Annotated in this window: 14 protein-coding genes; 4 read left to right on the top strand and 10 right to left on the bottom strand. The window is 62.5% G+C overall.

All coding sequences use genetic code 11. The features are described 5' to 3' along the window. Positions 1–5 precede the first annotated feature (5 nt). From ybgC to PJU76_RS00940, 9 genes are all read right to left on the bottom strand, one after another. Positions 6–428 carry a tol-pal system-associated acyl-CoA thioesterase gene (ybgC, locus tag PJU76_RS00900; RefSeq protein ID WP_271780088.1) on the bottom strand — a complete coding sequence of 141 codons (423 nt, stop codon included), beginning with the start codon at positions 426–428 and terminating at the stop codon, positions 6–8. Next, positions 418–1443 (bottom strand): Holliday junction branch migration DNA helicase RuvB, encoded by a 1026-nt coding sequence (gene ruvB, locus PJU76_RS00905; protein WP_196762877.1) that lies wholly within the window; start codon positions 1441–1443, stop codon positions 418–420. The genes ybgC and ruvB overlap by 11 nt, the downstream gene beginning before the upstream one ends. A gap of 39 nt (positions 1444–1482) precedes the next feature. Continuing rightward, a complete protein-coding gene (ruvA, locus tag PJU76_RS00910; RefSeq protein ID WP_064218729.1) occupies positions 1483–2064 on the bottom strand; it encodes a Holliday junction branch migration protein RuvA in 582 nt (193 codons plus the stop codon). A gap of 30 nt (positions 2065–2094) precedes the next feature. Further along, positions 2095–2595: a crossover junction endodeoxyribonuclease RuvC gene (gene ruvC / locus PJU76_RS00915; protein WP_334212489.1), complete on the bottom strand. Its 501-nt coding sequence runs from the start codon at positions 2593–2595 to the stop codon at positions 2095–2097. A 79-nt stretch (positions 2596–2674) separates the two neighbouring features. Beyond that, positions 2675–3427: a YebC/PmpR family DNA-binding transcriptional regulator gene (locus PJU76_RS00920; protein WP_064218728.1), complete on the bottom strand. Its 753-nt coding sequence runs from the start codon at positions 3425–3427 to the stop codon at positions 2675–2677. Between the two features lie 74 nt (positions 3428–3501). Further along, a complete protein-coding gene (locus PJU76_RS00925; protein WP_215850247.1) occupies positions 3502–4113 on the bottom strand; it encodes a lysophospholipid acyltransferase family protein in 612 nt (203 codons plus the stop codon). Between the two features lie 8 nt (positions 4114–4121). Further along, a complete protein-coding gene (nadA, locus tag PJU76_RS00930) occupies positions 4122–5219 on the bottom strand; it encodes a quinolinate synthase NadA (RefSeq protein WP_271780090.1) in 1098 nt (365 codons plus the stop codon). Between the two features lie 86 nt (positions 5220–5305). Then, positions 5306–7096, bottom strand: coding sequence for an aspartate--tRNA ligase (gene aspS, locus PJU76_RS00935; protein WP_271780091.1), 1791 nt, complete (start codon positions 7094–7096; stop codon positions 5306–5308). An 83-nt stretch (positions 7097–7179) separates the two neighbouring features. Further along, on the bottom strand, positions 7180–7440 hold the full coding sequence (locus PJU76_RS00940; protein WP_215859992.1) for an FmdB family zinc ribbon protein: 261 nt from the start codon (positions 7438–7440) through the stop codon (positions 7180–7182). A gap of 114 nt (positions 7441–7554) precedes the next feature. Between PJU76_RS00940 and PJU76_RS00945 the strand changes: the two genes are divergently transcribed. Then, positions 7555–8211, top strand: coding sequence for a MarC family protein (locus PJU76_RS00945; protein ID WP_064218724.1), 657 nt, complete (start codon positions 7555–7557; stop codon positions 8209–8211). A 26-nt stretch (positions 8212–8237) separates the two neighbouring features. On the opposite strand, the gene PJU76_RS00950 is transcribed toward PJU76_RS00945, so the two are convergent. Then, positions 8238–8579, bottom strand: a complete 342-nt coding sequence (locus tag PJU76_RS00950) for a DUF202 domain-containing protein (protein WP_271780092.1) — start codon at positions 8577–8579, stop codon at positions 8238–8240. Positions 8580–8808: 229 nt separating this feature from the next. Here PJU76_RS00950 and PJU76_RS00955 point away from each other — a divergent pair, with 229 nt between their 5' ends. From PJU76_RS00955 to PJU76_RS00965, 3 genes are read left to right on the top strand one after another with little or no spacing between them, the layout of a single operon-like run. Then, positions 8809–10422, top strand: coding sequence for an MFS transporter (locus PJU76_RS00955; protein ID WP_271780093.1), 1614 nt, complete (start codon positions 8809–8811; stop codon positions 10420–10422). After that, the gene (locus PJU76_RS00960) at positions 10403–11857 is read left to right on the top strand and encodes an efflux transporter outer membrane subunit (RefSeq protein ID WP_271780094.1); all 1455 of its coding nucleotides are present in this window, start codon (positions 10403–10405) and stop codon (positions 11855–11857) included. Before PJU76_RS00955 ends, PJU76_RS00960 begins: the two co-directional genes overlap by 20 nt. Further along, positions 11832–12944, top strand: a complete 1113-nt coding sequence (locus PJU76_RS00965) for an HlyD family secretion protein (RefSeq protein ID WP_271780095.1) — start codon at positions 11832–11834, stop codon at positions 12942–12944. The genes PJU76_RS00960 and PJU76_RS00965 overlap by 26 nt, the downstream gene beginning before the upstream one ends. Positions 12945–13009: the final 65 nt, after the last annotated feature.

The following is a 13009-nucleotide window of genomic DNA, read 5'->3' on the forward strand; positions in this document are numbered from 1 at the left end:
AAATCTCACGGCTGAACGGAAAGAGGAATGGCCTGCAATAATACCGCAGGAATAACGTGGGGACGAAAACCGGCGGCATCGAGGCAGACCACCTCCACTTCTCCGCTACAGAGTATCCTGTCCCCAACCGAGACGACTTGATAAAAACCCATGCGCACGGGGCTTTTGCTCACGACTTTGGTTTCCACCCGGAGCAGGTCATTGAAACGGGCCGGAGCGCGGAAGTCCAGGCGGACGCGGCGCACCGCAAAAATGATCCCTGCGTCCTGCTCCAGTACATCCAGTTCATAACCCCGTTCGCGCAGCATTTCGGTGCGGGCGCGCTCCATGAAGCGTAAGTAGTTGGCATGGTACACCACCCCGCCATGATCCGTATCTTCATAATAAACGCGAACGTGGAAAGTGCTGACGGGATCGTTAGCCGGCATCGAAAAGTCCTCCGGGTTCCTTGGGGGCCGTCAGGCCGAGGGCGAGGTAACTGAGTTCCGTCGCGCAGCGTCCGCGCGGGGTGCGAATCAGATAACCGCGCTGAATCAGAAAGGGTTCCAGCACATCTTCGATGGTGCCGCGCTCCTCGCCAATGGCTGCCGCCAGACTCTCCACCCCTACCGGCCCGCCCGCAAAGCGCCCTATGACGGCCTGGAGCAACTTGCGATCCTGGCCATCAAAACCGTGCTGGTCCACCTCCATGAGGGTCAGGGCGGCCTGCGCCGTCGCCACATCAATTTCACCGTTACCGCGTACCTGGGCATAGTCCCGCACCCGGCGTAGCAGGCGGTTGGCGATGCGCGGCGTGCCGCGCGCGCGCCGGGCGATCTCCTGCGCACCCTCCAGGGCTTGCGGCGTGCCGAGAATCTGGGCGGAACGGGTGACGATCTGCGTCAATTCGGCGTCACTGTAGAATTCCAGATGAAAACTGATGCCGAAGCGATCTCTTAACGGCGAGGTCAGCAGCCCGGCACGGGTGGTGGCGCCAATCAGGGTGAAGGGGGGCAGGCTGATTTTGATGGAGCGCGCCGCGGGTCCTTCGCCGATGAGAATGTCGAGTTCGTAGTCTTCCAGCGCCGGGTAGAGGATTTCCTCCACCACCGGACTGAGACGGTGAATCTCGTCGACAAAGAGCACGTCGTGGGGCTGGAGGTTGGTGAGGATGGCGGCCAGATCACCCGGCTTGTCGAGCACCGGGCCAGAAGTGACCTTGAGGCCCGCACCCATCTCCTGGGCGATGATATGGGCCAGGGTGGTTTTGCCGAGGCCGGGTGGTCCGAAGAGCAGCACATGATCCAGTGCTTCGCTGCGACCTTTCGCGGCGTCAATATACAGACCCAGAGATTCGCGCAGCTTGGCTTGCCCGAGGTACTCCGCCAGCCGACGCGGACGCAGGGCATGATCCACCGCATCATTGTGGGCTTCCTGGGGGTCGAGAGGGCCTCTATCCATCATTCTGGTCTGACCATTGGCGCGCTGGTGGGTTCCAAAAAATCAATGACGTGACAAATTTTGCAGCGACTGACGGATAAGGTCTTCCAAACCCAGACCTTCCGCCAGACCGGCTATGGCCTGGCTCGCCTGCGCAGGCTTATAACCTAAAGTCAGCAGTGCCGCAATGGCTTCCTGACGGGGGTCGCCGCCAGCGGTGCTGCCCACAGGTCCCGGCGCGATGCCACCCATCTTGTCACGCAGTTCCACCACCAGCCGTTCGGCGGTTTTCGGGCCGATGCCGGGGATGGCGGTGAGTTGCGCGGTGTTGCCCTCGGCCACGGCCTGACTGAGCCGCTCCGCGGACAGACCGGAAAGGCAGGCCAGCGCGACCTTGCCACCGATGCCGTTGACCCGGATCAGCAGGCGAAACGTGTCGCGCTCCGCTACCGTCATGAAACCATAGAGTAAATGGGCATCCTCGCGAATGGTGAGGTGGGTATGCACGGTTAGCGCTGCACCCTCGGCGGGCATTTGATAAAAGCCGGACAGGGGCATCTCCAGTTCATAGCCGACTCCCTGCACGTCGAGCCAGAGCCAGGGCGGGCGCCGCTGCAAGATGGTGCCGGTAAGCGAGGTGATCATGACGGGTCGGCTCTCTGGTCGTAACGGGGTTCAGTGGCTGTCAGCCAACTGCCAGCGTTGCCGGGTGCTGGCATGATGGGCATGACAAATGGCACAAGCCAGGGCATCGGCAGCATCGGCCTGCGGGTTTTCGTTCAGCTTGAGGAGCCAGCGGACCATACTCTGCACCTGCTCCTTGGCCGCATGACCACCTCCGACGGCGGCTTTTTTGATCTGTAGCGCCGTGTATTCATGTACGGGCAACCCGGCTTCGAGCAAAGCGACCAGCGCCGCTCCGCGCGCCTGCCCCAGTTTGAGGGCCGAGTCGGCATTGCGCGCCATGAACACTTGCTCAATGGCCGCCACATTCGGCTGCGTGTCGCCGATGACCTGTTTCAGTCCGCGGTAGATGGCGCCGATGCGTTCCAGAAAGGGCTGTCCGGACACATTCAAACAACCATGGGCGACATGCCGGATCTGGCCAGACGCGTCAGACTCAATAATGCCGTAACCGGTGCGCAAAGAACCGGGATCAATACCGATGATCCGCACCGCCGCCCTGGGCAGGGATGCAGGCGACGCCCCGACATTCAGCATGGCCGCAGACTCCGCCAAAAGCGCCGTCGCGGGTTCAGGGTGCCGCTTCCAGACGGGCCATTTCCTCGTCACTGATCTCGTAGTTGGCATAGACGTTCTGCACGTCGTCATTTTCTTCGAGGAAGTCGATGAGCCGCAGCAGTTTCTCCGCCTCCTCGCCGCTGACCTCGATCGTATTCTCCGGGATCATCGTCATTTCGCTTTCTTCCGGCTTGAGCCCCGCCGCTTCCAGGGCCAGAACCACGCTGTGAAGATCCGATGGGGCCGTATAAACGGCGATTCGCTCGCCTTCATTGACCACATCTTCAGCGCCTGCTTCCAGTGCCGCTTCCAGAATCCGGTCTTCATCAGCATCCGCCGGAAAAACGATCAGACCAAGCTTTTTAAACTGATAAGCCACCGAGCCTGCGGTGCCCATATTGCCGCCGCGCTTGGAAAATATGTGACGCACTTCAGCGACGGTGCGCACCTTGTTGTCGGTCATCGTTTCGATCAGGATAGCGACCCCACCGGGGCCATAACCCTCATAGGTGACTTCTTCGTAGTCCACGCCTTCCAGCTCGCCGGTGCCGCGCTTGACCGCCCGCTCGATGGTGTCTTTGGTCATATTGGCCCCGTAGGCCTTGTCCAGGGCAAGACGCAAGCGGGAATTGCTGGCCGGATCGCCGCCGCCCGCCCGCGCCGCCACCGTGATTTCGCGGATGAGGCGGGTGAAAATCTTGCCGCGCTTGGCGTCCTTCAGCGCCTTCTTGAATTTGATGGTGGACCACTTGCTATGCCCGGACATGACCGACTCCCTGTTCTATCACTGGATTATCCTGCCAAAATATCGCCCATGGTACCGCAAAGGCGGGGATGCCGTCATGCGAGGGTGGCGATGGCGCTCATGGTGGCGCCGAGCACTTCGGCGGCATCGGCGTCACGGTGAAAATGCAGGGGCACGCCGTAACGCAGCAAGGGCCGTTGCCGGTGCAGCCAGGTGGCGAGGTCAGAGCGGCCTTGCCGTGCGCCACTGATATGGGCGGGCACCACTGGCGCGGCGCTTTCCCGCACCAGCCAGGCCAGACCTTTCTGGGTCTGACGGCGGTTGATCCCGCCTTCGGGAAATATGCCCAGCACCCGTCCGTCTTCCAATAACCGGCGCGCCTGGAGGAGGGCACCCACGTCACGGCGGTCGCGACGTACGGGGATGCTGTAGGTCTGCTCCAGCAGGCGGCGCATCCAGGCCTTGTCGTAATATTCCCGCGCGACCAGAAAGGAAATCATCCGGCGGTTGCTGGCCACCAGGAATAAAGGATCGAGCACGGAAACGTGGTTGCAGGCGAGGATGGCCGGCCCGGTTGCGGGAATGCTGCTGAGCTCCCAGCGGCCTCCTTGATAAAAGCGGGTGTAGCCGTAAAGCAGGGCATGCAGGCCGCGCTGGGTAAAGGACCATTCCGTTGCCTGATCGGCCGCCGCAGACGATAGCCCCATGCTGTCCGTCAGGAAACGGCGAGCATGCGTTTGAGTGCCACGCGGGCTTGGGCGGCGGTCTCGGAGTCTACCTGAATCCGGTTGACGACCTGGCCCGCAAGGAGACTTTCCAGCGAGCGCGCCAGTTGCTCCGGATCAATGCGGAACATGGTGGAACACATGCAGACCATAGGCGACATGAACTCCACCGTCTTGCCCTCCGCGCGCACTTCGTTGGCGAGGCGGGTGACCAGATTGATTTCAGTGCCCACCAGCCATTCGCTGCCGGGTGGCGAAGCCTTGACCGTGCGCAGGATGAAGTCCGTGGAGCCGACGGCGTCGGACCGCTGACAGACTTCAAAAGACGCTTCCGGATGGGCGATCACCTGCCCCTGCGGGTGTTCGTGCCGCCAGCGTTCGATATGGGCCGGCTGAAACATCTGGTGGACGGCGCAGTGCCCTTTCCAGAGCAGAATTCTGGCACGGCGGATTTCCTCGGGCGTGAGGCCGCCGAGAGGTTGGCCGGGGTCCCAGACCGGCATGTCGCGCAACGGAATACCCAATTGATGCCCGGTCCAGCGTCCCAGATGCTGATCGGGGAAGAACAAGGCCTTGGGACGTTGCTGAAAAGACCAGTCGAGCACTTTGCGGGCATTGGAGGAGGTGCAGACCGTGCCGCCGTGGACGCCGCAAAAGGCCTTGAGCGCAGCCGAAGAGTTCACGTAGGTGACGGGGGTGATTTCCCGCTCCACATCGATCACCGTCGCCAGCTCTTCCCAGGCACGCTGCACCTGCGGCATATCGGCCATGTCGGCCATGGAACAACCGGCATTGAGGTCGGGCAGGATGCTCGCCTGTTCCGGGCGGCTGAGAATGTCGGCCACTTCCGCCATGAAGTGAACGCCGCAGAAGACGATGAACTCTGCCTCCTGCTCGGCGGCGGCACGGGAGAGTTGCAGGGAGTCGCCATGAAAGTCGGCATGACGGTAGACTTCCTCGCGCTGATAATGGTGACCGAGGATGACCGCACGCTTGCCCAGCGCGGCCTTGGCCCGCTGAATCCGTGCATCGAGCTCCAACCCATCGCTGCGTCGGAGTCCCTGAATCATCACCGTTTCCACACCCATAACCGACCCTCTCAGGCGCTATCGCGCGTGCAAAAATATCCGATTACGTTACGAAGCCGTCCGCTGCCCGTCAAGCGGTGTCCATTTCAGGGGTTTTGTACGTCGGCGCCGACGCCGGGACGCAGGCGGATACCCAATTCCTGAAGCTGCCTGTCGGCCACGGTGCCGGGGGCTTCGGTGAGCAGGCAGCCGGCCTTTTGCGTCTTGGGGAAGGCGATCACATCACGGATAGTCTCGGCACCACACAGGAGCATGACCAGCCGGTCCAGTCCGAAAGCCAGGCCCCCATGGGGCGGCGCGCCATAATGCAGGGCGTCGAGGAGGAAGCCGAATTTATCCCGCGCCTCTTTCGCACCAATGCCGAGGGCGGCAAAAACCTTTTCCTGCACCGTCTCTTGATGGATGCGGATACTGCCGCCGCCCACCTCATTGCCGTTGAGCACCAGATCGTAAGCACGCGCCAGGGCGTTGCCGGGATCCTGGCTGAGGGTTTCCAGGTGTTCCGTCTGCGGCGCGGTAAAAGGGTGGTGCGTGGAAGTCCAGCGGTCTTCCTTGTCGTCATAGTCGAACATGGGGAAGTCGGTGATCCAGACCGGACACCATTCGCCCGCCAGCAAGCCCAGATCGGCGGCCAGACGGTTGCGCAGATTGCCGAGGGCTTCGTTGACGATTTTGGCCGTATCGGCACCGAAAAAGAGGATGTCGCCCGCCGTCGCGCCGCAGCGCCGGAGGATTTCCCGCAAGACATTTTCCGGCAGGAACTTGACGATGGGGGATTGCAGACCTTCGTTACCCTGATCCAGGGCATTCACCTTGATCCAGGCCAGACCCTTGGCACCGTAGATCGCGGTGAACTGGGTGTAGGCATCGATCTGCGCGCGGCTGAGCTGGGCGCCACCGGGTACCCGCAGGCAGGCCACCCGCCCATGCGGACGTTCGGCGGCTTCCCGGAACACTTTGAAGTCCACGGCGCGCATGAGGTCGGTGAGTTCGGTCAGCTCCAGCGGATTGCGCAGATCGGGGCGGTCCACACCGAAACGGTGCATGGAGTCTGCGTAGGTCATGCGCGGGAAGGGGTCGGGGAGCCGCACCTCCAGCACCTCGGCGAAAAGCCCGCGCATCATGGGTTCGGCAATCCCCATAACGGCCGCTTCATCGACAAAGGAGGCCTCGATATCGATCTGGGTGAACTCCGGCTGACGATCGGCCCGCAAGTCTTCGTCGCGGAAGCACTTGGTGATCTGGTAATAGCGGTCCAGTCCCGCCACCATCAGAAGCTGCTTGAAGAGTTGCGGACTCTGGGGCAGCGCGAAAAAGTATCCCGGCTGGGTGCGCGATGGCACCAGATAGTCACGAGCGCCTTCGGGGGTGGAGCGGGTGAGGACGGGGGTTTCCACATCGATAAAGCCAGCGGCATCCAGGTAGCCGCGCACAAAGCGGGTCACCTGATGGCGCAGCCGCAAGCGATTGAGCATTTCCGGGCGGCGCAGGTCCAGATAGCGGTATTTGAGCCGCAGATTCTCGGCGATGTCTTCCTCATCCAGCGGGAAAGGAACCGGCTCGGATCGGTTGAGAATGCTGATGCGCGCTGCGGCCAACTCCACTTTGCCACTGTGCATCTGGGGATTCTCGGTGCCCGCGGGACGGGCGCGCAGAACGCCTTCCACCTGCAACACGAATTCACTGCGGCACTCATTGGCGGCCGCGAAGGCGTCAACCTGATCCGGATCGGCGACGATCTGGACCAAGCCTTCGCGGTCCCGCAGATCAATAAAGATGACGCCGCCGTGATCGCGCCGCCGCTGCGCCCAGCCGCAGAGAGTGACCGTTTGGCCAATCAAGCCTTCGTGAATGCCGTTACAATAGTGTGTCCGCATGCTGCATCCCGTATGAATCAACAAGAAAAGGGCCACCCGACCGGGAAGCCCGCGCACAATCTAGCCTTGTCGCGTGCGCTACGTCAATGACAGGCGCAGCCCCCAGCGGGGCAGGAAGGCGCGGCGGCGGCTTCCTGCTTGCTCTCACCGGCTTTGTTGCTGCCCCCTTTGAAATCGGTCTGGTACCAGCCGGAACCCTTCAGGGCGAAGCCCCCGGCGTTGAGTTGCCGCTCCAGTCCCGGTTTGCCGCAGTGGGGACAGTCGGTCAGACGGGAATCACTCATGCGCTGCTCGGCGCTCAGATGGTGCCCGCAGTCCTTGCATACATACTCGTAAGTTGGCATCGTATCGACTCCGTATTGGGTTGTAACTTCTAAAAAAGATGCCTATTAAATACGTCTTCACGCCGCAATTTTCAAGGGCCTTGCATTGGAACCGATCCGATAAGGGGGGCGCGGATGCCCATCGCTACTGAACTGCACAGCGCATTGCAGACGCTCATCGCACTGCTCGCCATCCTCAATCCCATTGGCGCCATTCCGATTTTCATCGCCCTGACCGGCGACGAGGATGCGCAACAGCAGATTGCCACGGCCAAGCTGACCTCCCGTGCTGTAGCTGTCGTGCTGCTGACGTCCGCCTTTCTTGGTGAATATATGCTGAAATTCTTCGGGATCAGCATCGCCGCCTTTCAGGTGGCTGGCGGCATGGTGCTGATGATGCTGGCCTTTAACATGTTGCAGGCCAAGTCCAGCCGCTATCGGCATACCCCGGAGGAAGCTGCCGAGGGGATGCAGAAAGATGCCGTTGCCGTCGTACCCTTGGCCATTCCGTTGTTGGCGGGTCCGGGTACCATGATCACCGTGATTATTGCCCATCACAAAAATGCGTCGTGGCTGGCCAGCGGCCTGCTGATCGTCGATATATTGCTGATCGCCGGGGTGGCCTATGCGGCGCTGCGCCTGGCGGAGCCCCTGTCACGTCGGCTGGGGGTGACCGGCATCAATATTTCTACCCGCATTTTCGGGCTGGTGCTCGCTGCCATTGCCGTGACCTTTATCGCCAATGGTCTGGCGGCCTTATTCCCTGGGTTGGTGCATATCGGCACTTCCTGAGCGCGATACCACCCGGCTTTGGGATCTCAGGACATGATGGCACTGCTGCCTTTGTTGTCGTTCAGTGCCTTGTTTTCCGCAATGATCATGGCGCGGTAATGCCCCAGTATGTGCAGATAGCGCTTGACGCCGGTCACCCAGAGGGCGGTCCCTGAAATCAGAGAGATGTAGCCGATGGTGGACCAGATGTCGGGACCAAAAAAACGGATAAAGGTCAGGCCGGCAAGAACCAGGGTCAATGACGTCCGGGTGTACGCCAGAAACGTCCGTTCGTTGGCCAATACGGTCCTGTCCAGGGCCAGCCAGTCCCGCAGAATGAATTCGCGCGGGTTAAACTTGTAGTAAGGCATGTTGTTCAATTCGGTCATCCTTCAAAACACTTTAGCATACCAACTTTCCGGGCCTCGCCCTTCAGCAGTTCAGCCCATCCTGACGGATAAGAATACTGCAGGCGCCTATACCGGTTAAACTGCATGTCTACTTATGTGGACTTCATTACATTTAATTAGTACACGGAAAAAGAATGTCATTGGGCATGTTGCTGTGCCGCGGCTATCATCTAATATGTACTGTGTCCCCACAGCTCTAGGTGTTCACTTGGCCGTTCGCTCCGTTTCTCCCGCCGTCCCCGCCTTTTGCGGGATGGATAGCGTGCTGTTACTGCTCGGCCTGAGCAGCGGCCTGCTGCTGGCCTCGTGGAGCCTCGCCTGGTCCATCCCGATGCTGCCGTACATCGCCGGCGCCTACAGCACCAGCCTCGACCACGCGATCTGGTCACTGACTTTTTACCTGCTGGCCTGGGCGCTCGCGGTGGTACCCGCGACCTGGCTCTACCAGCGTTTCGGTGAACTGCGGATGTTTCAGATCTCCCTCATCCTGCTGATGGTGGCCACCCTGCCTGATGTCTTCAGCGACCATTTCGGCTTGTTTCTGGGCGGCAGGTTTCTGCAGGGCGCGGCGGCGGGTTTTCTGACGCCCCTGACCCGACGACTGCTGATTCGCTATGCGCCGTTGCGCTGGCAAAAGACGGCGGCCGATCTCAGCATCGTCAATCTGGTGCTGCCCCTGCTTGCCGGGCCCTCGCTGGCGGGTTGGATCGCCTACACCTGGGATTGGCGGGCCGCGGCGGTGTTGACCTTTCCCGTGGGCTTACTGGCGCTGGGCATGGTCTCCGCTCTGTTACGCGACGATCCCGGAGAACGCCTGCGCCAACCCTTCGACTGGATCGGGCTGCTGCTGCTCGCCGCCTGGAGCACCATCTTCCAGATCGTGCTCAACCGGGGCGAAGACTGGAACTGGTGGGATGCCCCCGCCATCCGCTGGTTGACCGCGCTGGGCGCCGTGCTCCTCGTGGCCTTTTTCCTCTGGGAAAGGGATCAACCGCACCCCTGCCTGGATCTCCGCCTCCTGTGGCGACGGAATTACGTGCTGGCGCTGCCGGCGCTGGTTTTTGGGTGGGGACTGCTGTTGGGCGGGAATGGTCTTTTTGTCTCGGCCCTCATCAGTCATGCCAACTATTCAGCTTTCTGGGCGGGCGTGGTGTTGCTGCCCATGGCCCTCGGCGGCGTGCCACTGATCGCGGTGATGGGACCCGTCTCGCGCCGGGTGAGTCCGCGCTGGCTGGCAACCATCTGCTTTGGATTTGTCGCCATTTATGGATTCACTACGCGGCTCAACCTGCATAGCAACCTGCGCAGTCTGCTCCTCAGCCATTTGATCGAAGGCATCGCCATCGGGTTTTATCTGGTGCCCCTGAGCTTGATCATGTTTTCACGACTGCCCCAGAGCCGTCTATCCGCTGCGGCCACCCTGCAGAACTTTGTGCGGATTCTCGGCGGCGCTTATCTGTCCAGCGCTTTTTCGGCATTGTGGATGCGTCATGGCGACACCTTCAGGGCGCATCTGGCCTGGCAGTCCCCCACTTTGCCCTTGCAAAGCCTGCGGGAACACTGGCCGGTAAGCGGCCCCGCCGCGCAGGCCCTGTCCATCCAGCACCTGACCACCCAGAGTGCCGCGCTATCCATGCAATCCATGCTCTGGCTCTGGGGCTGGATGGCGCTGGTTGTGCTTGCCCTCGTATGGCTCACCAAAGGGCCATATCGCCGCCGGGCCGGGCAGGTCCGGCGGGTCACCATCGAACAGCAGATCATGGAAAGCGCCGGTTTTGACGCGGAACCGGGTCGGCAGGGGGATGTGGAACGTGCGCCGTAAGCGCTGGATCGCCGCATGCGTGGCCCTCGGTGTCGTGGCCCTCGGCGGCTGCGCGCCGACCATTCGTGCCCCGGACCCCGCGGATGTCAAGGTGCCGGCCTGGGCGAAGAGCGTGCAGAGGCTGGACGGCGCCCAGGCATTACCCACCGGTGCGTGGCCGCAACAGGACTGGTGGACGGGGCTGGCCAGCGCCGGGCTCGATCAACTCATTACCCGTGCCCTGAGCCCGGCCAATCCGCGTCTGGCAGAGGCCGTCGATACGGTCCAGTGGGCGGCATCGATCAGCACCTGGCGGGCTGCGGCCCTCGGTCCGCAGCTTTCCGGGCAGGCGGCCGTCACGCCTTTGCAGTTCAGCGGCAACAGTCCGCTGGGGGCGCTCGGTCTGGGCAACAAACTCTATGACAGCGGCGATGTCGGACTCGGTTTTACACAGGCGCTCGATTTCTGGGGCAAATATGCGGACCGTCTCAAGGCGGCGCTGGGTGAACAACGCGCCGCCGAAGCGCGGCTGGCAGATACCCGCCGCCTGCTCGCCGCCGCCGTCGTCCATGCCTATCTGCGCTGGGCGGAAGCCGAACAGCAGCTCGCCAGCACCCGGCGTTTGCAGCACCTCTACCAGCAGCGGCAGGCATTGTTGCGAACCCGGCGGCATCTCGGCCTCGGGACCGACCTGTCCATTGCCGACCTGTCTTTGCAGCTCCAGCAGAATACCGCCCGCCTGGCCCGCTGGCAGCAACGGGCGACTGCCGCACGCTTCGCCGTGGCAGAGCTTGCGGCGATTGCACCGGATGCCCTACCGCTCCGGCCGGTGGCGCCCGCGTCCGCAGTAATCCCCACCCTGCCCTCACACCTGAGTCTGGACCTTCTTGCCCACCGTCCCGGCGTACAGGCGGCACGCGCGCTGGCGTTGGCCAGCGTCCAGCAGACCAAAGCCGCCCGCGCCGCCTTTTATCCGAATATTTCCTTCTCGGTTCTGCTGGGCATGAACAGCGCCCACATCGCCACGCTCCTGAACCCGGCGAGCTTTGCGTACAGCTTTGGACCGGCCTTGCGGTTACCGATTTTCACCAGCGGCGCCCTGACTGGCCGTTTCCACGGCGCCGAGGCGCAGCAGGCCAAGGCGGTGGCTGTTTACCAGGAAAGCATCCTGCAATCGGTCCAGCAGGTACTGACGGCGCTGTCGGGATACCAGCACAGTCGGCAGGTGTGGCAAGCCGAGGCGGTCGGCACTGGCGCCACCCAGGAGCAGGAAAAACTGACCGTCACTGCCCAGGCGTTGGGCCTCAGTGACCGTGCGGCGGTGCTGCAGCGGCAGATCACCCTCATCCATCAGCAAATGGTCCAGCGCCTTGCCCATTATGCGGCACTACAGGCCTGGGCCCGGTTGGAAACCGCATTGGGAGGCGGCTATGATCAGTCTGGACAACACCCCTGACAACGCGAGTAAGGCCGGGGCAGACCAGAGGCGGCGCAACCTCTGGATACTGGCTGGCGTCGTCCTGCTCGGTCTGCTGGTCTACGGCCTCTGGTGGTTGCTGATCGGACAAAAGCGGCTGGAGGTAGACGATGCCTATGTCGAGGGCAACCTTTACGCGGTGGATGCGCGCACGACCGGAACCGTCGCCGCGATTCCCGCCTACGACACCATGCGGGTGGAGGCAGGCTCCCCCCTGGTGATGCTCCGCGGCGAACGTGCTGGTCGCAAGCTGCAACAGGCGGAAGCACAACTGGCGCAGGCCCGACAAAATGCGCTGGCGCTGGTCCACGAAATTCAGGCTAGTTGCAGCAAGGAGACGGCCCTGCGAGCTAGTCTGAACAGTGCGCAGCAGAAGGCCTGGCGCCTACGGGCGTCGGCCAGCGCCGGTGCGAGCGAGGATATGGCCGCCATCGCGGCGGCCGACGCGGTGCGGCGCCTGCAAGCCGAAATCGGCGCCGAATCAGCGCATAGCGCAGCCCTCAGCGCGCAGCTCGGGACCGCCGGCCCGGCGGGAAACCCCGCCGTGCGTGCGGCGACGCAGGCCCTGGCCCTGGCCCACCTGAACTGGACACGACGCATCATCCGGGCCCCGGTCACCGGCATCGTCGCGCAGCAGGCGGTGCAGCCCGGACAGTGGGTAAACGCGGGCCAGCGCCTGTTCACCGTGGTGCCATTGCAGCAGATATGGGTCACTGCCAACATCAAGGAAACCCGTCTGGCGGGGGTGCGTCCCGGTGCGGCGGTGACGCTGCATTCCAATCTCTATGGTAACGCCGTCACCTATCACGGTTGGGTGGTGGGACTGGGAGGGGGCTCCGGCGCCGTCTTCGCGGTGCTGCCGCCGGAGAATGCCAGCGGCAACTGGATCAAGTTCACCCAGCGGGTACCGGTGCGCATCGCCGTCGATCCGGGGGACTTGATCCGGCACCCGCTGCGTCCCGGGCTGACCATGACGGTACGGATCGCACTGCATGGCCCGTGGATACGGCGGCCGGTACCGAACTGGTTCCTGCGTTCCGCAGCCGCTTCACGCCCGTCTCCCTGACTGGTCGCCCGCCTAGAGTCCACATCAAGCCCTGGTTTGCGCTACACTAGGCCAACTCCGCCTTT

This window comes from Acidithiobacillus ferriphilus (genome assembly GCF_028215975.1).
Taxonomy (GTDB): domain Bacteria; phylum Pseudomonadota; class Gammaproteobacteria; order Acidithiobacillales; family Acidithiobacillaceae; genus Acidithiobacillus; species Acidithiobacillus ferriphilus.